Here is a 21643-nt window from a genome sequence, read left to right on the forward strand (position 1 = left end):
TGAGCACATTGAATAAAAAGCAATGCACAATGTTGACGAATCCAATAGATGGACACGTCAAAACAGGATATAGCTATCCTATGAAAACTGGATTATGCCCGAGGTGGCTGTAAAAGGGAAAGTGAAATATCCTTGCCCAAACTATCGAAGTGGATAAAATTTTCTAGCGAAACGATAGGCTCGATGGGTTCAAAAATAGCCAAACGGAAATCGATGGTATGTGAATGACAGCATTGGCACTGGCAGAATGGGGAACACAGTTCACAGTCTTGTCCGTGTTCGCCATCGAAATCCATTACAGAAACGACCTGTGTGCCTTCATCAACACTGCTGGCATCGCTACAAGGCACGAAATTGAGTGCCAGAAAGTAGATGGATAATATAATCGCAAAAAATTTCACCTTGCAAAGGTAAAAGAATTATAGTGCAATTGGGTTGCAAAGAATGGCTTTGAGCGTAGTTTTTTAAAAGGAACGATTTTCAAGACAGTATTTTTCAAAAAAGCACTAGACTTTCTTAAAGTAGTATCAAAGTATCAGACTTCATTAAGACAATCCAAAGATTAAAACATGCTTTTTTAAAGTGCCTATTTTCTAACTCCCCTAGTCTTAATTGTTGATAACTCTGCTTTCTTCCATTAAACCACCTATTTGCCCAAAATAAGAACAGTTCCATTTGGTATCAAATGAAACCAAATAAAACTAAGGGTTTATCAATACCATTATATTTGAACTATTTTAACATAAAAAACTGTATATCAATTATTTGTGAATAAAATCAATCGGTCAATCTTACTTTCCCTCCTCCTTATTTTTATCTTTATCCAAAGAATTCTTCAAAAGAAAACAAAAGCGCTTTTGTTCATTTCTAATCTTTAAAAAGAAATAAAATGGACAATTTTTTAATACTGGAACGGCTCGACCGTTTGGAAAGGCTATTGATCGCCAATAAAGAAGTGCTGACCTTCGATGAGACCTGTGACTATACCGGCATATCAAGAAGCTATCTGTACAAGCTTACCGCTGCGGGGCATATCCCGCACTCCAAGCCCAATGGAAAACTGATTTTCTTCGAAAGGAAAAAGATAGTGCGTTGGCTGCTGCAGAACCAACAGAAGCCTTTACCGGAAAGCAAAACGATCGGGGATTCGATTCCCTAGTCGAATTCCTCTTTAAATTATTTGTGGACTCACGATAATTTCATAGAAACCCTAAGATTTCAAAAATTTCAAAATATGAAAATAGTACCTTATATAAGGGTGGGCACGTCTTTCTATAAAATTGTAAAGTATCCTACCATTTCGGGACATTTCAACGAGCAGCTGGTTCCGTGGAACGAGCATATCATCAAGCAGGACCATGGCAAGGACTATCTGGGCAAGGTGCCCAAATATGACGGGTTCGCCTGTATTCCTTGCCATGTGAATTTTAAAAAGGAACACCATGGTTTCTACAATACCTATTCCCCTTTGACGCATGAACCGAAAGAGGGATGTATAATAAGGACACGGGGCTTTTTGAAGCATATCTTCGGAAATCAACTGGAGCTGGGACTGGACTATCTGAAACTCCTGTACCAAAGACCGGTGCAGGTGCTCCCCATCCTCTGTCTGGTATCCACCGAAAGAAACACCGGGAAAAGCACCTTTCTCAAATGGCTCAAGGAAATCTTTGGCAACAACCTGACCTATCTGACCAACGACAGCTTTGCAAGCCAGTTCAATGCGGACTGGGCCAACAAGTTGCTGATATGCGTCGACGAGGTACTGTTCAACAAGGAGGAACTCACCGAGCGAATCAAGTACCTGAGCACCACCAACCGGAACAAGCTTGAGGCCAAGGGCAAGGACAAACGGGAAGTGGAATTCTTCGGAAAATTTATTCTCTGCAGCAACAACGAGGACAGTTTTATCAAGATCGATGCCCATGAGACACGGTTCTGGGTGAGGAAGATCCCATCCCTTAAAAGGGAGGACACCGATTTCTTGGACCAACTGGCCCGGGAGGTGCCCGCTTTTTTGGATTTCCTTTCAAAAAGGGAATACAGTACCAAGCAAAGAACACGAATGTGGTTCACTCCAAAACAGGTGCATACACCAGCGCTGAAGAAACTGGTAAACAATAACCGGAACAGGGTGGAGAAGGAACTGGCCAGTCTACTGCTCAGTGCCATGGAAAAGTTCGAGATGGACTCCGTGGACCTTTGTCCCATCGATGCCCTGCACATGCTCAACCGCACAAGGGTCAAGACCGACCTGACCCAATTGAGGCGGTTGCTGAAAAATGATTGGAAACTGGACAACCAGCCCAATTCCAACAAGTACCAAAAGATCACCATCTGGAACAACGGTGAGATCAACACCGAGGACGCAAAAGGGAGGTACTTTACCATAAAAAAGAATTTTTTGGTCCAAAATTTTGATGATTTGATGACAGATTGATATAAGCCCAGTATTTATAAGGGTTTAGGCTGTCATCACTTTGTCATCATTCTGTCATCAAAATAAAAAATGATGACAGGTACTATGAAGAAAAAAACAAAAACGATGAAACGATGACAAAATGATGACGGGGAAACTACCAGTATTTAAAGGGCCTCCCAGAGGTTTGTCATCAAATCATCAAAAATCGATTAAAAACAGAACCATGAAAGAAAAAAGAATGGACTGCGAAAAAGCCCGCAACATTGACATCGTTTCCACGCTGGCCAAGTTGGGGCACTTTCCAGTCCGGAAAACGGAAAAAGAAGCTTGGTTCCTCAGCCCGTTCCGGATCGAGACCCAAGCCTCTTTCAAGGTATCATTGAAACAGAACTATTGGATAGACTTCGGAACCTTTGAGGGGGGAAGTACCATAGACCTGGTCATGAAAATGGAGAACTGTTCCGTAAAGGAGGCATTGGAACGATTGTCCGGGAACATGGACCATTTTTCTTTTCACCGGCGGCCGAATCCAACCAAAGCGGAACATAGAGTCAACCCGATTGAAATCATCGAGGAAAAGGAAATCGAGCACAGGGCCCTGCAAAACTATCTAAGCTCCAGAAGTATCTCGATCAAAACCGCAAGAATACTTTGCAAGGAAATCCATTATCGAATAGGAGGACGGACATACTTTGGCATCGGACTCCAAAACAGGTCTGGAGGCTGGGAACTGCGGAACAGCTATTGGAAAGGCTCCACCTCGCCAAAGGATGTTTCGATGATGGGGAACAAATCAAAGAAATTGGCGATTACAGAAGGCATGTTCGATATGCTCACCCTAATTGAGCTGATGGCGGATATCGTAAACAGCCATGACCTTCTGGTATTGAACACAACTGCCTTTGTAAAACGGATGATAAAAGAAATAGAGGATTATGAAAATGTAAAACTGTTTCTTGATAGGGACAAAACGGGATTGGGGATGACGGAACTGTTACTGGAAAAGTGCCCGAACAGTAGGGATATATCCTTCCTCTATGAAGGTTTTAAAGATATAAACGAATGGAAGGTAAAAAGCGCGAAGGATGAAGTTCGGAAACGAATTCAAGATGTGTCATTGTCATGACAAATCTTGCTTTTGCTCCCGTAGGTCGCAAAAGATGATGTGAAAATGAAGAAAGAGTTCGTACAGTTCCGGTGCTCGGTCTACGAGAAGAAACTGCTGAGGATCAAGGCCCGGAAGAGCGGTCTTTCCATCAGTGAGTACTGCCGCCGTGCCGCATTCGATGATAGGATAGTTGAAAGGATGACGGACGAACAGATAGAGGCCTATAAGCTATTGGTCAAATACCAACGGAACTTCAAGCTGATCACCAACATGTTCCGCAAGCGTAACCCTAGATTGGCCGAGGAAACGGCCCAGTTGGCCAAAGAGATACGACAACACTTTTTAAATTTCAAGAAATGATAGGCATGGGCAAATCCATATCGCACACATCGGCCTCCATGAGCTACGGGATGAACCAGGAGAAGGGATCGGAGATTATCCACAGCCAATATCTGGCCGGGGAGACCCCGAGGGAGATCACCGAGGAGTTCAAGGTCATCCAAGAACAGAATGAACTCTGCCGGAAGAACACGCTCAGCTTTGTGCTGAGCCCCACCATCGAGGACGGCAGGAAACTGGAAAGCGAACGACTCAAGGAAATGACCGAACGGTTCCTCAAGGAAATGAACCTCAAGCAGCACCAGGCCATTGCCTTTGTCCATAGGGACAAAGAGCACGTGCACGTCCACCTGTATGCCAACCGGATAAACTTTCAGGGGAAGGCCTATAACGACAGCTTCATCGGCAAGCGGAGCCAACAAGTGGCGGAAAGGGTGGCCAAACAAATGGACCTGACCACGGTAAGGGAAGTTCAGCAGGAAAAACTGTACCGGATGCAATATGTCCGATCGGAAATACAGAAGATCCATGAAAAGGTCATGGCCAAGGAACGGCCAAGGGATTTTGACCAGTATATCAAATCGATGGAGCAGAACAATGTAAAAGTCATCCCGAGCATCAACAGGCAGAACCAGTTGCAGGGCTTCCGTTTTGAGCATAAGGGAACGAACCTAAAGGGAAGCGAGGTGCACCGGTCCATGTCCATGGGCAGGATCGCCCGTCAAATGAACTTTGAAAGGAACATGGCACAGCGGATTGCCAAGGACAAGAGCATGCAGCTTTTGGGGAGGACAGTGAATGTCCCAAAAAGTTTGACCCAGACCATCATAAAAAAGACCATCAAACTGGCCATCAAAGTGGTCAGGGACACTGGAATAGGAATCTAAACAAAACAATATGGCAAAACTGGACGAGATAGCGGAACTGTTGACTGAGGAGATCAACGGATTTGAAAAGAGTATCGGCCGATTGGAAAAGGTTCATGAGGATTTCAAAAACCTTCCATTAAGGCCAGATACCAGCGAATTAAATGCTCTTCTAAAAGAGTATGGCAACAAACAAAAAAACGACATTAAGGAACAACAAAGACTGATGGAAAGGATTCTTCATAAAGTAGAGCGGTCCGTTCTCTTGCCCAGTTGGGCCATAAAACTTACTTGGGGGTTGTTGGTCACGGTCCTTTTGGTCCTTGGTTTTTCAATCTACAAGGTGTCAAGGATATCCAAGAAAGAACAGGTTGCATATGTAGAAGGTCAAGATGATGCAATTGAACACTACAGGACATTCTTTGAAGAAAGCCCAGAGGCAAAGGAACTATATCAAAAATGGCTGGAGGATAATGGCCAAAAGTAGGACAGCGCCCTATCCTATTTTTGCTTTACGCTTATCTTCCCAAACACTGCAAAAATAGGCCAGGATCCATGCGCTGAAGTTGTGAGTAAGGATTTGGGACTAGGAAGGGTTAAGGTTACAGTTTAACCAATTTCTGATTATAATTGTCTAGTATATTATTCGGCAGGGACTTCAGATATATTTGAGTAGTTGATAGTCGATTATGGCCAAGCATGGAAGAAATAGCTTGTAAGGGAACGTCCTGCAGCATAGCTTGGGTTGCAAAACTATGACGAGATACATATGAGGTCAACCGCTGCTCTATCTTGCATTTTTTTGCAATTTCTTTAAGCCCTTTATTATATCTCTTCCGTGCCCATAAGACGTCTTTATATTGAAGTTCAAATGTGGCTCTTTTAATGATTGGAAATATAAATTCAGACCTCTCTTTATCCTTAAGATAAAACGAGAGGATTTCCTTTAACTGAGGCGTGATGTTAATATCATAAGGCTTTGACGTTTTTTTTCTTTGGAATTTAATTCGGTTGTCAATGATATTTTGAACCCTTAAAAAAGCCAAGTCCATAAAGGAAATACCATAAAGCATGTAAGAGGCAAGGAAGTAATTTCTATAGTGAAACAGACTATCCGTTTCTTCCAGTTTTAAAAGCATAATTGATTTGATGCTTTTAATGTCAAGCGCTCTTTTTTCTGTAGGAGTAGTTTTAATCTTATAATGTGTAAAAGGATAAGCATCTCTAGAAACAACATCAGACTTAATGGCCTTGTTAAAGACCGCTTTGATTGTTCTCATATACGTCGATAGACTGTTAACAGAATTACCTTTGGAAAAGTGCCAGTTCTCAAATCTTTTGAGAAAATCATAATTGATTTCGTTGAATTTGATATCATTTCCATCAGCGAATTTCTCCAATACCTTAATTACCGCGTAGTATGTGTTTGCATTACCATAACGTTCAGCTGCTTTTAACTCATCGACAATATCCTCGCTAAACTTAAAAAATGAATCCAATGATGCGGTTTTTACAATCTTCTTCTTCAGCTGCAAAATGGATAAAAAGTTAAGCTCGTCCTTTTCGTTCAGGTCATTAATTATGTCGACCGCTCTGGTCTTTTCTTTTAAGAGTTGATTATTGAGTTTACTAACTGATGAAGTTCCTTTGAATGCTCTTTTAACTTTCTCGTTTTTATTATCCCAAAATTCCTTTTTTATTGATTGCCCTAAGCTTATGGAAGTTGTTTTTCGAAAATGGGTTAACCGTAAAATAATAGGATAGGAGTCATCTTTTTTCTTCCTACGCGTATCTAAAGAAAGTTTTATATTGGTATTCATCCTAATCAAAGGTAAAAAAAATTTGCACGCAATTTGCACGCAAATGGGTGATTTTATTTGAAATTAAATGAATACGAAATTATTTAAAATACTGAAAAACAATTTATTATGTATTTATTTGTATTGGATTGATATGGTAATCCTCTTGCTGGCAGGCAAGAGGCCACCGGTTCGAATCCGGTATTCTCCACCAAAAATGTAAAAGCACCTCAAACAGGGTGCTTTTTTTTGTGCTATAACTTTTCCTTCCCAGCTTTTATCCAAAAGTAAACTGCAAAAACAGTTGTAACTATTGGAATCATAAAACCATATTCATCTATCCAAAACACAGTGTTTTCATTGGAAATGGTCAATGGTGTACAAATTTTCTGAATATAAATATTGTGAACTGAATGATAAATGGCGGCTGGCCATAGGCTTTTGGATTTAAACGTGAAATAGGCCAAAATCACAGATATGCCCATGATCATTATAGTGAAAGTACCTGTGTGCATTAGAAGGTTTTCTCCCCTTCCGTAAATCAGATTGATCACTGGGTAATGCCAAACAGCCCAAATAACGCCACTCACAATAGTTAGGGCTTTAAAAGACATTACTTTTCGCAATTCGAATATGAGAAAGCCGCGCCAACCTATTTCCTCTCCCAAGGTAGAGCCTAAGTTTTTAATTACTCCAACTGTCAACAGTAAAATTCCCATCACAGCTATTACGATGGATTTATTGGATTTTGCTATGCCCAGTTCGTTGCTCCATTCCGCAATGGTTTCTGGGCTCATAAAATTTGCAAAACCAAAAAGCCAGAGCAAAACATAGGCAACGGAAATATAAAGTAGAGGGGTTAGGTATGCGAATTTTACATATTTTGGATTCTTAAGACTCCAAGGTAAACTGGAAATAGGGCGTTTTTTGATTTTTAGGGTAAGAAAGGCTGCTAAAGCGGGAGAAATCATTAATAAACCTATATAGATACTCGTGGGATTTAATTTTAGAATTGCATAATATACAATGGAACTAAATGCAATTAGAAGTAGTAAGAAGATGCCTATGGTACTCCACGCTTCTTTTTTCTGTGTTGTTGATTTCGTCATTTTATTTTTTTGATTGATTGTAATTTATGACGAGCTGGGCCAGGTTTTGTTACGGTTTTGTTCGATGGTAACATCAAACCTTATATTCGTTTATCATGAAATATCATCCCAAACTTTTCAGGTAGCACATCTGTTATTTTGATGGTTTTTTTAGTAAACGGATGCTCAAACTCCAAAGTGTGTGCGTGCAGGTACAGGCCCTTCCCTTTTAAAACCAACCCCTCTATCGCGTAATCTTTGTCTCCCAGAATAGGATGCCCCAAACCGTGAAGATGTTTTCGCAATTGATGCCTTCTGCCCGTTTTGGGACGTAATTCTACTAAATTCAATGTACCGAAACGTTCCGAGGGCACGGATTTCATTACATTATAATCCGATCGGGAGGGTTTTCCATCTATCTCCGTGGTAACTGCTCCATTGGATCTCATCTTTCCAATGGTAACGGCATAATAGGTTTTGGATATGAGTTTGTCTTCGAACATTTTGTTCAAGACACGGATGCTAATGCTCGTTTTGCCCACCAAAACAATACCCGTGGTGGCATAATCCAAACGGTGGACAGGTTGGGGAGTTACAGCTTCTGATAGCGAACTGGGTTGTAGGTTCTGCGGCAAAGCATTGGCGATGGTCCTGAACTTGTTGCCGCTCACTTCAATGCCAGCAGGTTTGTGTATAGCGGCCAGATGGTCATCCTCAAACAATACTTTAAGGGGAAGTATAAGTTGCCTTTTGGGTATATTTTTTTGAGGAATGGATAAAACAATGTGTTCTCCACCAGAAATTATGGTCGCGGTGGTGGCATGTATTCCATTTACCGATATATATCTTTTCTTTAAAGCCTTTTTAAGTGCAGATTTGGTGGGCAAAGCTTTAAAAATTCCCACACCATACTCCTGTAGCCGTTGGGGCTCCGTAATATGAGGAACGGTATGGTTTTCAATTTGGTTAATGATGCTTCTACTCTTTAGTGATGCCCTTGATTTTTAAATGGGTCATATAGATTTTACTCAATCCATTATTGCTTTCGTACATGTATTCTTGAAATTCCGATACGGAGTTGAATAACTTGGGAGATAGTTCGTTGCGACGACTAGTAAAATAGAGCGTTTGGTCTCCTTCGTGATAGAACGGGCAATATTCCATGTATTTGGTATTGATCGGAGCTCCAACATTTCTCGCTTTTTCCCAGTTTCCCCGATCATCTTTTACGGAAATATAGATATCCCCACTACCTAGACCATCCTCTTCGTTATATCGGGAAAAAAGAATAAAGTCCTCTTCTTTGGAAATAAAGGCATTGAATTCATACCCAGAAGTATTAATGTTTTTATCCAATAGTTGTGGTGTTGAGTAAGAACCATTTTCCCAACGTGAGAAGTAAATATCATCTTTTCCAAGTCCGTTCGGCGACTCCAAGGTAAAGTATAGATTGTTGTTTTTACTTAATGATGGATAAAATTCATTTAGGCCCGAATTTATGGGAGCGCCAATGTTTTTGGGCATGGACCATTCTTGGTCAGAACCACCTCGTTCCACATACCAGATGTCAAAATCTTTTTTTTCTTTGCTCAAGTCGTCCAATGGTCTATTGGAAACAAAGAATAATCGTTCTCCATCGTGAGACAAAAACGGTTCCAAATCCATATAAGAACTCGAAAAAGACATCAGTTCGGGCTCTGTCCATTCGTTTCCCTTTTTTTGGATAAAGGCGATTTGGGAAATATCTTGCAATGGGCTCTGAATAGTAAAAAATGCTTCGCTACCATTTTCTGAAATACATAAATCACGAACATTTAGGAATTTGTTCAGTGCGCTGTTAAATTGCGTAATGTCGTTTTGATCTTGTGCGATTGCCTGGTTCAAACAAAGTACCAGTAAAATTATCAATCTACTTTTTGCCATGGCTTAATAAATCATTTCACTGACCGTAAATGTACCATATTTTATACCATGGTTTAGCGTGTCCTCCTTTCCTGCAACAAACTTTATCAACCTTTTAATATCTGTTTTTTGTATTTGGCCCATGCTTTTTTGAACTTTACTTCAAAACAAAATCAACATGAAATTAGAAGGAAAAGTAGCGTACATTACTGGAGGAACCAAGGGTATCGGATATGGGATTGCCGAAAGCCTGTTGGAGCAGGGCATGAAAGTAGCGATTAGTGGACGAAGTCAAGAAAGTGCCGATGAAGCTGTAAAAAGGCTGAATAAATCGGATAGGGTATTGGGCTTGGTATCCGATGTTTCCAAATTGGGCGATGAGAAAAAGGCCGTTGCCGCTGTTCTCGATACATGGGGGCAGTTGGATGTGGTTATGGCGAACGCAGGAGTGGGTCATTTTGCACCGATCGATGAATTGGAGGACGATAAATGGCATCAAATGATAAATACTAACCTGAACGGGGTGTACCACACCTTAAAAGCATCCGTAGAGGCTTTAAAAACATCGGAAGGGTATTATATGACCTTGGCAAGCTTGGCGGGAACCAACTTTTTTGCCACCGCAGCGGGATACAATGCTACAAAATTTGGCGTGGTAGGATTTACCCAGGCCGCAATGCTCGATTTAAGACAATACAATATAAAGGTCACCACGATTATGCCGGGATCGGTGTCCAGTAATTTTAACAACAACGACCCATCGGATAAAGATGCGTGGAAGATACAGCCAGAGGATATCGGGAAATTGGTCGTTGATTTGTTGACCATGCATCCACGTACCTTGCCCAGTAAAATAGAAGTACGCCCCACGCGTCCCGATTTAAAATAATTAGACCGCCTTTTCGATCAGGGGAATAGTAGGGTTGCATATTTCCTGTATAAGTAAGAACAAGTATTTTTCAAAGGTTGCAAGAGTATCCGAATGTATTCGGGTATTCTTCTCCTCTGAAAACGGAAACAGGCCTTTGCCCAAGTGCTTAAAGGATATAATGCCGGCCTGTACTTCGCCAATATTGTGTTTTTTGGAAAACAGATAAGCATAGCATAGCAATTGGAATGCTTTGCTCTTGTCGTAATCGGTGATCAGTACGTTCCAATCTGTGACTTTTACATTTTTTGGCTCTACTTTACCGGTTTTGTAGTCGATAATGCGCACGGTTCCATCAAACTGATCTACACGGTCCAATGTTCCCTTTAGGGTGATCGGGAAATCTACCCCGGGAACTGTAATTATTTCTTCGTAACGTTCCTCGAGCGCCAATATTTTGATTTCGTGCCGTTTAAGTTGACGTAGCTCATCGTCCAAGAAATTGTGCAGATACTTGAGGATAACATTGTACACCAATAGAAACTTTCCTTTGGAAATATCGACCCCAGAGAGGTTTTGGGTGAAATGATGTTGCACCACTTCAGGCACTTTCTCTATTAAGGATTTAATATGTTCTTCGGTCAAAAATTGATTAATGAGCGGTTTGTATAGCTGCTCTAGGCTATCGTGAATAATGGTTCCAAAAGTGTTGGCCGCAATATTTTCTTCCACTTCATCCAAATCATTGATCTTAAGAATGTTCCTGGTATAAAAATCGATGGGATTTCGAATGTAATTGGTAAGCGAAGTGGGTGAAAAGCCTTTTTCTGTAAATGCCATAAGATCATCCATGAAACGGCTGTCCTTTTCCATTTGGATCAGTGGCTTTGCCTCAATGGATATTTTAGGGGTGGCAATAGTATGGGCTATGTGCGGTATAAGATTTTTATCGGTCAATAATTGGGAAATCAATCGGCTTTTTTCTCCACCTTCCAACACATCGGGTTCTGTATTGTAGGTAATGTAAATATTCTTGGCGCGTTGTATCAAACGGTAAAAGTGATAAACATAAATGGCATCTTTTTCCTTGTAAGTGGGCAGGCCATAATCACGTTTTACATCAAAAGGTATAAAGGAATTGTTTGACTTTCCCGAGGGAAGAATCCCTTCGTTCACAGAGGTGATAATGACAGTGTCAAAATCCAAGTTTCTGCTTTCCAACATTCCCATAATCTGAAACCCGGTTAAAGGTTGACCGATAAAATCCAAGGATTCCATATTGGCCAATTGCTTGAAAAGATTTTTAATGGACCTGAGTTCTCCCACAAAATCCACTTGGTCCAAATATTGTCCCAATTGATTGAAAAGAGTATAGAATCTGTACAAGTATTCCAGTTCTAATGCATTTTTCTCGTTTTGATAAATGTTTTTTAACCGCTCAATGAGCCCTAGACAATTGTTTATCCAATCAATCGGCGATATTTTTCCTGAATGAAAAATAAGGGTCAATAAATCTTCTGCCTTGGGATATTTTAAAAGTGCTTCCTTGTTTATATAGAGTAGGTTACCTTCTTTAATATCTTTGGATAGTTTTTGAGCAAAGTTGCCTTGGTCTTCACCGGATAGGGTAAGTGTGTACGGATTGGAGAGCAATTCCAAGACACGTTTAAAAAACCATCCTTGGTCGGAAACATTTAGATGTAATTCCAAATAGCTTATAAAAAAGGAATACAAAACTGTTTTGTCCAAAGGCATCCCCATGGTGATGTTTACCTCTGGGATGCTACTGGGAACAGCATTGAGCATAGGGTTTAGTAAAGTTTCGTCCGCAAGTACCAATGCAGTTTTGGTAAGGTCTATTTCCTTTGTTTCCCCTAACTTTTTTAATAACTGGCCCACATATTTGGTCTGGGATATGTTTTTGGGAACCCCGGTTATGTTAATATTTTTAGGTTTGAGAAAATTATTCTGAGAATCTATTTTTTGACCGTGTTTGTAGTACGGCCAATTATTTTGATAGTTCCGGATGAACAATCCGGCGTCGTGTATATTGTCGTTTAAAAAGTAGGCGTCTATATCCCAATAAATATGGGCATTCTCTTGAGCTAGACAATGTTGAATGATAGTTGATTCGGCGGCATTTAAGGCATTAAAGCCAATAAATATAATCGGGTTGGACCTTATTTTTCGGTTGCTTTCGTTTTTTAGGGCTTTTACGGCTTCTCTTTGGATAAGGCCTTGGTAACCTTTTTTTTGTTCTAATAAGGCGGTGTAGAAAGTATTGTAAATGGTTTCGAGGTTTTTCCACAGCTGTAGATAGTTCTCGATAAGCTCGGATTTATCCTTACTTGTGGACCAATGGTTAATTTCTTTGATGGCGGATAGATAGTTGAGTATATCCGAAGCGGGAATTAGGTAACCATCAATTTCGTTAAAATCTTGTAAGAGGGTCTGTCCCCAGTTTATAAAGGCTGAAAAATCATCGGAATCTTCTATGTTCGAGGATTTGTATACTTCGAACAGCAACAGCAATAAGTCAATATTGGAAGTTTGTTTTAGATCGCATAGCCCTCCTATAAATTCTTGAATGGAGATTATTTCTGGGCTAAAAATGTTTTTTTCGAGACGGTTGGATATATGTTTTTTTAGGAAAGTGCCCGATCGTTTACTGGGCAATACAAAAGTACAGTTTATAAAATTCAACTGTTTGTTTTGGAGGTCGTCCAGTACGTATTCAAGGAATGTTTGTTGCATGGACTAAAAATAAAAAAGGCCCCGCATTTGCGGAGCCTTTTTCTAGAAAACTTTGTTTCTGATTATTTTACCAAGTTGATTTCAACTCGTCTGTTTTGTGCTCTACCAGCTCTTGTGTTGTTGGTAGCGATTGGCTTAGCTTCACCGTAACCGATGGCAGTCAATCTATCAGCAGCGATACCTTTGTCGATCAAGAAATCTCTAACAGAGTTAGCTCTTTCTTCAGAAAGTTTTTGGTTCAATTTTTCGCTACCTACACTATCAGTATGACCTTCTACAGTAAACTTAGCATTAGGATACTCGTTCAAGATTTGGATAATGTCAACCATTACAGAAGTAGATTCTGCTTTAATAGAAGATTTACCAGTATCGAACAAGATAGTTCTAGCGTAGTCGTTCAACTGCTTTTGTACTTCTTCAGTTACTTCTGGGCAACCGTTGTTAGCAACAGTACCGGCGATTTCTGGACACTGATCATCTTTGTCAAGAACTCCATCTCCATCAGTATCAGGCCAAGGGCATCCGTCGTTTGCAGCAGGACCAGCTTCGTTAGGACACTTATCGTCTTTGTCAGCGATACCGTCACCGTCAGCATCAGGACAACCAGCTAGTGCAGGAAGACCAGGAGTGCTTGGACAAGCATCATCTTTATCGGCAACACCATCACCGTCAGAGTCAGGACATCCGTTCATTTCTTTAGATCCAGCTTCGTTAGGACATGCATCTTTAGCATCCTCGATACCATCACCGTCAGAATCAGGACATCCGTTGAAGGCTTCTAGACCAGCAACTTCTGGGCAAGCATCGTCTTTGTCGTAGATACCGTCACCATCAGTGTCAGTACCACCAAATTTGATGCTAAGACCTGCCATGTGTTGGAAGTGTGTAATCAAATAATCTTCGAAAGCATGCTTGTATTGTGTTTGAAGCGTTAAACCAAGGTTGTCAGAGAACCACAAGTTAACACCAACACCACCGTTTACAGTACCGGCACCGATTTCATCGATCCAAGTATAACCACCACCTATTTCAACGAAAGGATCAATGGTAGTGTTTTTAAGGATGTTGTACTTGATAGTACCATCGATAGCATAGTGAGAAAGCTCATCTACTTCGAAGTCTCCGATTTTCTCGATTCTGTTCAAGGAACCTCTGGCTCCAACAGAAAATCCATCACCAACATATTTGGATACACCTACATAAGATACAGAAGGCAAAATATTCCAGTGATCGGATACGTTAAAGTACTCATCGAACAACGTAGTACTGGAAAATGGATTGTTACTATCGTTAGTAGGATAAGCGTCTATTGCATTCACCCCTATGCTTACTTGCCAGGGATTATTTTCGTCTTGCGCTTGTATGCTGTTGATCCCTACAAATACAAGAGCAACAACCAATAATTTGCTAAGATGTTTCATGCTCAAAATTTTAAGTTTAAGTGTTTATCAGCAGCAAATGTAAGTTGTTAAGACTTATTAACAAAATCTAAATTTCTTTTTTTTTGACTCATTTGCCAGAAGATTTATTGCATTTCGTCGAATTTAGATGACCTTTAACGATTTTCCCACCTTGGAAAATGCTTTTATGGCATGGTCCAAATGTTCTTTTTCGTGAGCAGCCGATAGTTGTACGCGTATTCTTGCCTTGCCTTTGGGAACTACGGGATAGAAGAATCCAATAACATATATGCCCTCATCCAACAGCATGTCTGCCATATTCTGTGAGAGCTTGGCGTCGTAGAGCATAACTGGCACTATGGCGGAATCCCCGTCGATAATGTCAAAGCCGGCTTCCTTCATGCCTTTTTTAAAATATTCTGTGTTGCTCTGAAGTTTATCGCGCAATGTGGTGTCCTTGTCTAACATGTCAAAAACCTTAATGGAGGCTCCAACGATGGCAGGTGCCAGGGAATTGGAGAACAGATAGGGTCTGGAACGCTGGCGCAGGAGTTCAATGATTTCTTTTTTACCTGTGGTATAACCGCCCATGGCACCACCTAGTGCTTTGCCCAAAGTACCTGTTATAATATCAATTCGGTCCATAACGCCTTTTTCTTCCAAGGTACCCCGACCTGTTTCACCAATGAACCCAGCGGCGTGGCATTCATCTATCATTACCATGGCATCATATTTATCGGCGAGGTCGCAAATTTTATCCAATGGGGCCACTAGACCGTCCATGGAGAAAACCCCATCGGTGACTATAATTTTAAAGCGGGCTCCATCTGCTTTGCTCTGTTTTAGTTGTACCTCTAGATCGGCCATATCATTATTGGCGTATCGATATCTTTTTGCCTTGCATAAACGAACACCGTCTATAATGGAGGCATGGTTCAAGGAATCGGAGATAATGGCATCCTCAGCCGTGAGCAGGGGTTCAAAAACACCTCCATTGGCATCAAAAGCGGCGGCATATAATATGGTATCCTCGGTACCGTAGAAATCGGCAATTTTCTGTTCCAATTCTTTGTGGATGTCCTGTGTTCCGCAAATAAATCGTACCGAGGACATTCCAAAGCCGTGGGTGTCCATCGCATCTTTGGCGGCTTGGATCACATCTGGGTGGGAGGATAGCCCCAAATAGTTGTTCGCACAAAAATTAATGACCTCTTCACCAGTGGAAATTTTTATGACAGCACCTTGAGGTGATGTTATGATGCGTTCTTTTTTAAAAAGGCCAGCTTCTTTGATTTCTTCCAGCTCTTTGGTCAAATGTTCTTTAATTTTTCCGTACATATCTTTATTTAGCTTTATACAAAAATAGGGTCTATTTCTTGGTCAATATAAACAATAACAGATTCTTTGATGTTATAGCCCATATCTCTCAACACATCTGCGTAGTTGGCAATCTGCTCTTTGTGTTTGGGAGTTGGTTTGCCGGTTTTGTAGTCGATTACGTAGGCATTATTGCCATCCAGTACAATTCTGTCCGGGCGTAATGATCGACCATCTGTGGTTAGAATTTCCTGTTCGTTTAAAATTTGATGGTTTTCCAGGAACAGCTCTTTTAACTTTGGGTGGTTGACCACCGCCATTATTTTTTGTTTGATGTCGACAGTTGCTCCTTTGGGAAAATGCCCCTCGATTTCCAGCTGTTCCAAAATCGGGTCAATATCTTTTGCTGTTTCGATTTTGCTTAGAACAAAGTGTATCACATTTCCCATTTCTATGGCTTCCAAACGCTCATCGTCCCACATGCGGCCAGATTTGGTGGAAATGGCAAAGCCGGTATCTTCTTTGGGCCGCGTAAGGTATGGGATATAGTTTTCGGTTGACTCTAAAGTCGAAGAAGATTCATTGTTTACAGGAAATGTACCAATGGCAAAAACACCTTTCTCGGATTCAGATAGGTTTTTTTGCTGAACATACCATTGAAAAAGATCTGGATAGGAGGATGCATCTTCGATAGTAACAATTTCTTTTTTGCCCGATTCTGTAATTACGAACAATCCTTTTACGGGGCGGGTAAGGGCCACATAAAGGACATTCATTGCATCCAACAAGGACTTTTGTTCTACTTCCAAATACTTTGCTTGTGTTACCGGGTTGTACTCCAGCATATCGCTTTTGGTGTTCAAAAGAAACTCATTCAGGCCTATCTTGTCTTCTTGAGGAGTGGCGGCAACCCACGACTTTTTGTCCCTTTTGATCAATGCCGCACTGGCAAATGGAAAAATCACAAAAGGAAATTCTAGTCCTTTGGCTTTGTGGATGGTCATTATTTTTACAGCATCCACTCCATCTGGAGCAGCTATGGACAGGGATTCTTTTTTTACTTCCCAATAATTAAGGAAGGCATACACGCTGGGTCCTTCCCTTTTTTCAAGATCGAGCACTTCGTCCATTAAAAAAGAAATGTGCGCAACGGAACCTTGGTAAAGCTCAAAATGTACAATTGCGGTTTCCAATATGGTGAGTACGGGTTGTCCTTTTAAATCAACAAGGTTAAAACTATATTGGGATGCCAAGAATACCGCTATATTTTCCAAATGTCCGGAAATAAACTCGTGGGCACTATATTGATCAGGGGATAGATACCTTAATATATGGTATGCTGCTTCTCGGTCTTTTAGGTTTTCAAAAATTCGAAGAACGGATATCAAAAACCTCACTTTTTCATTATTGGCCAATAATAGAGCATCCGAAGAAATAATAGGGATTTTGTGTTGCGCCAAATGATCCGCTAACAACATGCCCTTTTTGTTATCGCGGACCAGCACACAGATGTCGGAATAAGCATATTCTTCCGAAATAATGTGTTGAATATATTTTAAGGTCTCATTACAATAAACGTGATCTTTGTCCTTCTCGTCCTTGTCCAAAAAGCTTATTTGAACGTAGCCACCGAGCTTGTTGTTCGTTTTTTGATGAGAGTCGTTCAAAAAGAGGTTTCGATAATCTTCATTGGCAAGCACAGGAGCCATTTCTGTAAAAAAGCTATTGTTAAAGTTGACGATCTCGTCAAAACTGCGCCAATTCGTATCCAACGAACGCACACTTGGTTCCACAACAAATGGGTGCGATTTTCCATTGATCAGGTTCAGGAACTGTTCCGCCCTGCCGCCTCGCCAGCGATAAATGGCCTGTTTTACATCGCCCACCAAAAAAAGGGATCCCCGTTCTTGTTTTTCATCCTCACTTTCCAGGGCATTGCCAATTAACGGCACCAAATTTTCCCATTGCATTTTGGAGGTATCCTGGAACTCATCTATAAAATAATGGCGGTATTTTTCGCCCATCCGCTCATAAATAAAAGGTACAGGTTGGTTTTTGATTTCTTTGGAGAGAATTGCGTTCAAAGACGAAATTGGCACAATGTCACGATCTAGTTCTATGTTCTTGATTTCCTTGGCGATTTCGTTCAGGACCGTCATGGGCACTATGTTGCCATAAATGTTTTGGAGAAAACTGCGCCGATAGATGAGTTGTTTTAGTTCCAAATAATGTTGTAAAACAATAATGGCCAAATTGGTGACATCCCTTTTGTCGTTTGCTTTGAGTAATTTTCCTTCAACCAGATTGGGCTCCAAGCTTTTACTGGTATATATTTTACCGGGATTAAATTCACCCTGGGTTATTCTTTTAAAATGATTGGGCAAGGTTTGTCTGGGAAAATCAGAAGGATCAAACCCTTGATTATCGATCTCGTGCAGCACATTTTGAGCGAGCTGTTTTACTTTTTCCTCGATGGCCTTGCTCTCAGTTGCTATCCGTTTTTGGATTTCCTTAAAATCATTGATCGATTTTTCACGCAATGGTTCCACATGTTCGGCATGGTTTTCTTGAAACAGCAGCTTTCCAATTTCTATTAAATCGTAGGTAATGTCCCAACTTTTATCATCATCAATTTTTTCGAGCGAAAAGGAAATCAAGACCTCTGTAAGGTTCTCGTCGTTCCCGGCGCGCTCTAATAATCTGCCAACAGCTTCTTCCAATAGGACGTCCGTGTTGAGTTCCACTTCAAAATTTTGTGATAGATGAAGGTCTCTTGCAAAGGTCTTTATGATCTTATGGTTAAACTTATCTATCGTGGAAATCTCAAAAAAAGAGTAGTTGTGGAGAATACGCTTTAAAATGAGTTGCGACCTTTGCCGTAATTGTTGTTCGGACAGTGAAAGTTCGTTGCAAATGGCCCAGAACAGACCGTTCTGTTTTTCTGGTACAACATCTTGTCCGAAAGCAAAAAGGTTGTCCAAAATCCTGGATTTCATTTCGTCAACTGCCTTATTGGTAAAGGTAATGGCCAAGATTTGACGGAATTTTATGGCGGAATCGTTGGAAAGCAATAATTTTAGGTAGGTTTTGGCAAGGGCATATGTTTTGCCCGAACCTGCAGATGCACTGTATATTTTAAAATTGGAGCCGTCCAAGTGTATTTTTCTTGCAAAATAAGGATTCCCAGCTTGATGTTAACATGGTTTTAGCGGAATATAAATGTTAAAACTTGTATTTTTACCTAAATAAAGTAATAACCTAAAAAAACAGAATATTATGGCTTTTGAACTACCTAAGTTACCGTATGCATACGATGCATTGGAACCCCATATAGATGCAAGGACCATGGAAATCCACCATACCAAGCACCACAATGGCTACACCACTAAGTTGAATGCTGCCATCGAAGGAACAGATATGGACGGAAAAGGAATCGAGGACATTTTGTCCAATTTGGACATGTCCAATGCCGCGGTCAGAAACAATGGTGGCGGATTTTTTAACCACAGTCTTTTTTGGGAAGTAATGTCCCCAAACGGTGGAGGAGCTCCATCTGGAGAATTGGCTTCTGCCATAGATGATGCTTTTGGTTCTTTCGATGCTTTTAAAGAAAAATTCTCGGCCGCTGCCGCTACCCAATTTGGGTCGGGCTGGGCTTGGTTGTGTGTGCACAAAGGTGGCAAGTTGGAAGTTTGCTCAACTCCAAACCAAGATAATCCGCTAATGCCCGGAGTAACTTGCGAAGCACAACCAATTTTAGGATTGGACGTTTGGGAGCATGCATATTATTTGAACTATCAGAACAAGCGACCAGAATACATCGATGCATTTTTTAATGTAATCAATTGGGATAAGGTTGCAGAAAATTACGCTGCCAACAAGTAAGAGCATAATTTTATTATTGAAAAAGCCGTTCCATTGGAGCGGCTTTTTTTATTATAACTTAATGGTAAGCCATTCCTTTCTTTGCTCAAGCATTTTTTTTGATGGTTGTTGCTCTTTATCCTCCATCAAACTAAATATATAATCCGGACTTGGGGTCAAAACCATTTCTGTAGTTTTTTCCTCTCCGTACCTCGCGAATGTTACCAGTAAAGGCTCTCCTATACTGAAATGGTCGAGGTAATCCTCAAAAGATTGGTCTTCGGTAAAGGGTTTATCATTTATACTAAGAACTACATCCCCATTGTCTAGACCGGCTTGGTAGGCAGGACTGCCAATTTTTGTGTTTCTGAGAATCTTATAGCCGGATCTATCGGGCAACATGGAAACATATGCACCAAAATAGGGATAGGTTTCGGGTTGCTCCAATACAACGCCAACGTACTCCATAAGTTTTTTATAGTCGGGCATTTCACTTTTATAGATGTAATTATTGAAGAAATCGTCACCAAAAGTATTTCCTGCGTATTTTTTTAAGGCATCATGTAGGTTTTGAATGGTATATGGAATTTCGGGTTTGCCATATTTTTTCCAGATCGACTTCATATAATCATCCAAGTTCAATCCTTTTTCGCGTAGAGATAGATCTAATGCCAAACCCAAAACACTACCGTAGGAGTAGTAAGAAATAAACATGTTTTCGCGGTTTACCGGATCTACGGAGGTGGCTGCGTCCACAAAAGGGGCTTGGAAGCTCATTTCAATGGGGTTGAAAAATTGCCGTGCGGGAGAGTTCCAAACATAATTGAACGTTCCGGCCAAACCTTCCACATATACTGCGGGCGTTATTAAACCGGCTCTACAAAGAATCAAGTTGGTATAATAACTGGTAAACCCTTCAGCAAACCAAAGTGCACCGCTCATATTGGCTTCTTCAAAGTTAAAAGGTTCCAAAGCTTTAGGACGTATACGCTCCACGTTCCAAGCGTGAAAAAATTCGTGGGATACTGTTCCAATGTTGTGCTCCATTCCACCGTTCGCCAAACTGCGCGTGCTTGTTAAAATGGTAGAGTTCCTATGCTCCATGCCATCACCAGAGGCATTTGGGATATAGCAGGCCAAAAAGGTATAGCTTCCATAATCAAAATCGGGCAATTCGTCATAAACTTCTTTCTCCGCCAAGACTATTTTCTTTATCTTTTCAAAATACTCATCGGCTTCTTCTTCCGTGCCATTGTGATGCAATGCAAGACTGATGGTCTTTCCATCCAATTTAAACGAGCGAAGCATATAATTGCTGATTTCCGCAGGGCTGTCCATAAAATAATAAAGGTCTGGTGCCGAGTAGGTAGTTCCCGAAACCAATGGAAGTTGCGTAGCGACCTTCCAACCTAAGTCTTCTCGGACATTAAAAGTTACCTCGATGCGTCGGTCCTCCAATGTTGGGGCAAACATAAAAGTCGCAGGGATATTCAGGTGCGCATGTGTTTCGTCCACTTGGGAGTAAGTGCCGCCCCCTCTATTGGCAAACAAAACGTATTTTATGTTGATGGTTCCGTCGTGTCCGCTAACTTTCCAAGCATAGGGGTTAGGTCTGGTAACCGTCAAAGCGTTTCCTTTACCGTCCGTGGCTTTAAAGCCATATACGTTTTTGGCAAATTCATGTAGGGCATACCTCCCGGGAGAAGTCCTGCTCATCCGGAACTCAACGGTGTCCGAAGTTAGATCGGGAAAAGAGGCTTCAATAATTGCTTCATGATGTTCGGCGTTCTCGAAAGAAATTTGATAGGTATTGGTCTGTGCGTTTAGTAATAGAACCGAGAATAGCAATAAAAAAGAAAGTGTAATTTTCATTTTTGGTAAAGGTTTAAGATTGACTAAGATACAGTTTAATCAAC

Annotated in this window: 18 protein-coding genes; 8 read left to right on the forward strand and 10 right to left on the reverse strand. The window is 40.9% G+C overall.

Features of this window, described 5'->3' with window-relative positions:
- Nucleotides 1-92: 92 nt before the first annotated feature.
- Entirely contained in the window at nucleotides 93-401 is a 309-nt protein-coding gene (locus tag AB9K32_RS14450; protein WP_099189899.1) for a DUF6660 family protein, read from the reverse strand.
- Nucleotides 402-889: 488 nt separating this feature from the next.
- On the opposite strand from AB9K32_RS14450, the gene AB9K32_RS14455 reads away from it, so the two are divergent.
- From AB9K32_RS14455 to AB9K32_RS14480, 6 genes are all read left to right on the forward strand, one after another.
- Entirely contained in the window at nucleotides 890-1159 is a 270-nt protein-coding gene (locus AB9K32_RS14455) for a helix-turn-helix domain-containing protein (protein ID WP_090292211.1), read from the forward strand.
- 75 nt (nucleotides 1160-1234) lie between these two features.
- The gene (locus AB9K32_RS14460) at nucleotides 1235-2440 is read left to right on the forward strand and encodes a primase-helicase family protein (RefSeq protein WP_116216546.1); all 1206 of its coding nucleotides are present in this window, start codon (nucleotides 1235-1237) and stop codon (nucleotides 2438-2440) included.
- Nucleotides 2441-2645: 205 nt separating this feature from the next.
- A complete protein-coding gene (locus tag AB9K32_RS14465) occupies nucleotides 2646-3548 on the forward strand; it encodes a toprim domain-containing protein (protein ID WP_116216545.1) in 903 nt (300 codons plus the stop codon).
- Between the two features lie 45 nt (nucleotides 3549-3593).
- Nucleotides 3594-3890 carry a mobilization protein MbpA gene (gene mbpA, locus AB9K32_RS14470; protein ID WP_116216544.1) on the forward strand — a complete coding sequence of 99 codons (297 nt, stop codon included), beginning with the start codon at nucleotides 3594-3596 and terminating at the stop codon, nucleotides 3888-3890.
- A 5-nt stretch (nucleotides 3891-3895) separates the two neighbouring features.
- Nucleotides 3896-4756, forward strand: a complete 861-nt coding sequence (locus AB9K32_RS14475; protein WP_235856357.1) for a relaxase/mobilization nuclease domain-containing protein — start codon at nucleotides 3896-3898, stop codon at nucleotides 4754-4756.
- A 10-nt stretch (nucleotides 4757-4766) separates the two neighbouring features.
- A complete protein-coding gene (locus tag AB9K32_RS14480) occupies nucleotides 4767-5222 on the forward strand; it encodes a DUF6730 family protein (protein WP_116216542.1) in 456 nt (151 codons plus the stop codon).
- Nucleotides 5223-5337: 115 nt separating this feature from the next.
- Here the strand turns inward: AB9K32_RS14480 and AB9K32_RS14485 are convergent, their stop codons facing one another.
- The 4 genes from AB9K32_RS14485 to AB9K32_RS14500 all read right to left on the reverse strand — a co-directional run bounded on the left by AB9K32_RS14485 (nucleotide 5338) and on the right by AB9K32_RS14500 (nucleotide 9545).
- Nucleotides 5338-6555, reverse strand: a complete 1218-nt coding sequence (locus AB9K32_RS14485) for a site-specific integrase (protein WP_090292201.1) — start codon at nucleotides 6553-6555, stop codon at nucleotides 5338-5340.
- 233 nt (nucleotides 6556-6788) lie between these two features.
- Nucleotides 6789-7643, reverse strand: coding sequence for a CPBP family intramembrane glutamic endopeptidase (locus tag AB9K32_RS14490; protein WP_369885570.1), 855 nt, complete (start codon nucleotides 7641-7643; stop codon nucleotides 6789-6791).
- Between the two features lie 80 nt (nucleotides 7644-7723).
- Nucleotides 7724-8527 carry an RluA family pseudouridine synthase gene (locus AB9K32_RS14495; RefSeq protein WP_369885571.1) on the reverse strand — a complete coding sequence of 268 codons (804 nt, stop codon included), beginning with the start codon at nucleotides 8525-8527 and terminating at the stop codon, nucleotides 7724-7726.
- 73 nt (nucleotides 8528-8600) lie between these two features.
- A complete protein-coding gene (locus tag AB9K32_RS14500; RefSeq protein WP_369885572.1) occupies nucleotides 8601-9545 on the reverse strand; it encodes a TolB family protein in 945 nt (314 codons plus the stop codon).
- Nucleotides 9546-9702: 157 nt separating this feature from the next.
- Between AB9K32_RS14500 and AB9K32_RS14505 the strand changes: the two genes are divergently transcribed.
- Nucleotides 9703-10413 (forward strand): SDR family oxidoreductase, encoded by a 711-nt coding sequence (locus AB9K32_RS14505; protein WP_369885573.1) that lies wholly within the window; start codon nucleotides 9703-9705, stop codon nucleotides 10411-10413.
- Here the strand turns inward: AB9K32_RS14505 and AB9K32_RS14510 are convergent, their stop codons facing one another.
- From AB9K32_RS14510 to AB9K32_RS14525, 4 genes are all read right to left on the reverse strand, one after another.
- Entirely contained in the window at nucleotides 10414-13146 is a 2733-nt protein-coding gene (locus tag AB9K32_RS14510; RefSeq protein ID WP_369885574.1) for a PD-(D/E)XK nuclease family protein, read from the reverse strand.
- Nucleotides 13147-13208: 62 nt separating this feature from the next.
- Complete coding sequence (locus AB9K32_RS14515) at nucleotides 13209-14567, reverse strand: OmpA family protein (RefSeq protein ID WP_224836067.1); 1359 nt, start codon at nucleotides 14565-14567, stop codon at nucleotides 13209-13211.
- A 123-nt stretch (nucleotides 14568-14690) separates the two neighbouring features.
- A complete protein-coding gene (kbl, locus tag AB9K32_RS14520; RefSeq protein WP_224836068.1) occupies nucleotides 14691-15884 on the reverse strand; it encodes a glycine C-acetyltransferase in 1194 nt (397 codons plus the stop codon).
- A gap of 14 nt (nucleotides 15885-15898) precedes the next feature.
- A complete protein-coding gene (locus AB9K32_RS14525) occupies nucleotides 15899-19018 on the reverse strand; it encodes a UvrD-helicase domain-containing protein (RefSeq protein ID WP_369885575.1) in 3120 nt (1039 codons plus the stop codon).
- A 121-nt stretch (nucleotides 19019-19139) separates the two neighbouring features.
- Between AB9K32_RS14525 and AB9K32_RS14530 the strand changes: the two genes are divergently transcribed.
- Nucleotides 19140-19748: a superoxide dismutase gene (locus tag AB9K32_RS14530; RefSeq protein WP_224836070.1), complete on the forward strand. Its 609-nt coding sequence runs from the start codon at nucleotides 19140-19142 to the stop codon at nucleotides 19746-19748.
- A 51-nt stretch (nucleotides 19749-19799) separates the two neighbouring features.
- On the opposite strand, the gene AB9K32_RS14535 is transcribed toward AB9K32_RS14530, so the two are convergent.
- Nucleotides 19800-21599, reverse strand: a complete 1800-nt coding sequence (locus tag AB9K32_RS14535; protein WP_369885576.1) for a M61 family metallopeptidase — start codon at nucleotides 21597-21599, stop codon at nucleotides 19800-19802.
- Between the last annotated feature and the right edge of the window lie 44 nt (nucleotides 21600-21643).

The organism is Allomuricauda sp. XS_ASV26 (assembly GCF_041224615.1).
Classification (GTDB): domain Bacteria; phylum Bacteroidota; class Bacteroidia; order Flavobacteriales; family Flavobacteriaceae; genus Flagellimonas; species Flagellimonas alginolytica.

Coding starts and splice junctions, on each gene's coding strand:
- mbpA (WP_116216544.1), top strand. CDS start 3,594: ATGAAGAAAGAGTTCGTACAGTTCCGGTGCTCGGTCTACGAGAAGAAA.
- AB9K32_RS14500 (WP_369885572.1), bottom strand. CDS start 9,545: ATGGCAAAAAGTAGATTGATAATTTTACTGGTACTTTGTTTGAACCAG.
- AB9K32_RS14535 (WP_369885576.1), bottom strand. CDS start 21,599: ATGAAAATTACACTTTCTTTTTTATTGCTATTCTCGGTTCTATTACTA.
- AB9K32_RS14505 (WP_369885573.1), top strand. CDS start 9,703: ATGAAATTAGAAGGAAAAGTAGCGTACATTACTGGAGGAACCAAGGGT.
- AB9K32_RS14465 (WP_116216545.1), top strand. CDS start 2,646: ATGAAAGAAAAAAGAATGGACTGCGAAAAAGCCCGCAACATTGACATC.
- AB9K32_RS14485 (WP_090292201.1), bottom strand. CDS start 6,555: ATGAATACCAATATAAAACTTTCTTTAGATACGCGTAGGAAGAAAAAA.
- AB9K32_RS14510 (WP_369885574.1), bottom strand. CDS start 13,146: ATGCAACAAACATTCCTTGAATACGTACTGGACGACCTCCAAAACAAA.
- AB9K32_RS14460 (WP_116216546.1), top strand. CDS start 1,235: ATGAAAATAGTACCTTATATAAGGGTGGGCACGTCTTTCTATAAAATT.
- AB9K32_RS14515 (WP_224836067.1), bottom strand. CDS start 14,567: ATGAAACATCTTAGCAAATTATTGGTTGTTGCTCTTGTATTTGTAGGG.
- AB9K32_RS14490 (WP_369885570.1), bottom strand. CDS start 7,643: ATGACGAAATCAACAACACAGAAAAAAGAAGCGTGGAGTACCATAGGC.
- AB9K32_RS14480 (WP_116216542.1), top strand. CDS start 4,767: ATGGCAAAACTGGACGAGATAGCGGAACTGTTGACTGAGGAGATCAAC.
- AB9K32_RS14475 (WP_235856357.1), top strand. CDS start 3,896: ATGGGCAAATCCATATCGCACACATCGGCCTCCATGAGCTACGGGATG.
- AB9K32_RS14530 (WP_224836070.1), top strand. CDS start 19,140: ATGGCTTTTGAACTACCTAAGTTACCGTATGCATACGATGCATTGGAA.
- kbl (WP_224836068.1), bottom strand. CDS start 15,884: ATGTACGGAAAAATTAAAGAACATTTGACCAAAGAGCTGGAAGAAATC.
- AB9K32_RS14455 (WP_090292211.1), top strand. CDS start 890: ATGGACAATTTTTTAATACTGGAACGGCTCGACCGTTTGGAAAGGCTA.